General features: G+C 60.6%; 1 protein-coding gene. It reads left to right on the plus strand.

Annotation, left to right across the window (positions count from 1 at the left end):
• A partial coding sequence (locus AC1DT3_RS21670; RefSeq protein WP_477467246.1) for a PAS domain-containing protein occupies nucleotides 1-1,255 on the plus strand: 1,255 nt, incomplete at both ends.

Here is a 1,255-nt window from a genome sequence, read left to right on the forward strand (position 1 = left end):
ATGCTGCTGAACCTCGATCAGGGGGCGAACACGCGCAAGAAATATCTGCGAACGGTCTTCGACAGCATGATTTTCATGCTCGGAATTTTCGTCAGCGGGGCGTTTCTTCTGGTGCGGCTCTATCGGGGTCTGGATGAGGCCAACAAGGCGCGTCGGCTTCTGCGCCAGGAACAGGAATTCTCCGACCTTCTCATCAACAACATCAGCAACCAGGGCATCGTCATCTTCAACGAGAACCTGACTTGTCTGCTGTGGAATCCTGGGATGGAGGCACTCGTCCACATCGAGGCCGCGCACGTCGTCGATCGGTCTCTCCGCGAGGCGGTCCCGCTCTTCGTGCGCGACGAAGTCGGCCAAGGCTTGGAACAGGCGATCTTAGGCGTCACTTCCGTCATCGAGGACGAAGGGCTTGCCCCCGACGGTCAGGAGCGGTGCCTGGAGATCCATTGTTTTCCGCTGAGCATGGCGGAGCGCCATCTCGGCATTGCGCTGGTCCGAGACATCACCGAGGCATGGCAGGCGCGCAGGCACGCTGAACAGCAGACCTTCGATCTCGAAATCAAGGTGCAACAGCGCACTGCCGCGTTGCGGCAAGCCGAGCGGCGGCTCATCGCTGCCATTGACACGGCGCCGGAAGGCTTCGCCGCATTCGACGCGACTGGAAAGTTGCTTTTCGCCAACGAGCGTATACGGGCCGCCGAGCCGGTGACGTTGTGGTGCCAGGAGGAAATCAACCTGCCGTCGTTTCTGCGTTGCTTCGCCATGTGCGAGGGCGCTGACGCGAGCCTTCTGACCGCAGGATACTCGTTCGAGGAGATCGCCGTCGATCTAAGCATTAAAAAGGACGAGTGGGCTCATCTGTCCGTGACGCGGGCAGATGGGGGGACGATCTTCGTTCGCCTGACGGACATCTCTGGCTACAAGCGCGCCTCGCGTGCGTTGCAATCGGCGCTGGATCGCGAACGCGAGACGACAAATGCATACCGGAGTTTCGTCTCGATGGTGTCGCACCAGTTCCGCACGCCGCTGGCCATATTGGATTCGAGCGCCCAACGGCTCATCCGTCGCGGACACAGCATCACGCACGAAGAAGTCGTCACGCGGGCGCAGAAAATTCGCAACGCGACAAGTCGTTTGACGCGGCTGGTCGAGAGCGTCCTCAACGCCGCCCGCCTCGATGCCGGACGGATCGAGCTCAATCTCGCTTGGTGCAATCTCGTCGATCTCGTGTGGGATATCGCGGAACGGCACAAGG

This window comes from Microvirga sp. P4_G7, assembly GCF_056401005.1.